Origin of the sequence: Rothia sp. HMSC072E10 (assembly GCF_001813965.1) — a bacterium.
GTDB lineage: Bacteria > Actinomycetota > Actinomycetes > Actinomycetales > Micrococcaceae > Rothia > Rothia mucilaginosa_A.
Genome location: NZ_KV814491.1, coordinates 205,994 through 206,385, shown reverse-complemented (window position 1 = coordinate 206,385; position 392 = coordinate 205,994). Strand labels below are relative to the sequence as shown.

The 392-nt window shown below is 52.0% G+C and carries 1 CRISPR repeat array.

Annotated features, from left to right (window positions below):
• Position 1: 1 nt before the first annotated feature.
• Positions 2-392: direct repeats of the CRISPR family, unit length 24 nt; unit sequence AATGAAAGCCCCTCCGAAAAGGAA.

Below are 392 nucleotides of genomic sequence, written 5' to 3'. Positions count from 1 at the left end.
CAATGAAAGCCCCTCCGAAAAGGAAGGGAAATTAAATGACTGAGTGAATAACTGGGGTAATTAACTGGGGCCTCAATGAAAGCCCCTCCGAAAAGGAAGGGAAATGGCGCTCGCGCTCGTGGAGTCTGAGGTGGCGCGCATGCCTCAATGAAAGCCCCTCCGAAAAGGAAGGGAAATGACCGTGACAAGCTACGAGACCGAGCTGTGAAGGCTGGGCCTCAATGAAAGCCCCTCCGAAAAGGAAGGGAAATTCTCGCCCCGCGTGTCTCCTAGCTACTACTGCTTTGGGCCTCAATGAAAGCCCCTCCGAAAAGGAAGGGAAATCGGTTATTTTTGATCCGCATAATGTTGATTCGCCCGCATGCCTCAATGAAAGCCCCTCCGAAAAGGAA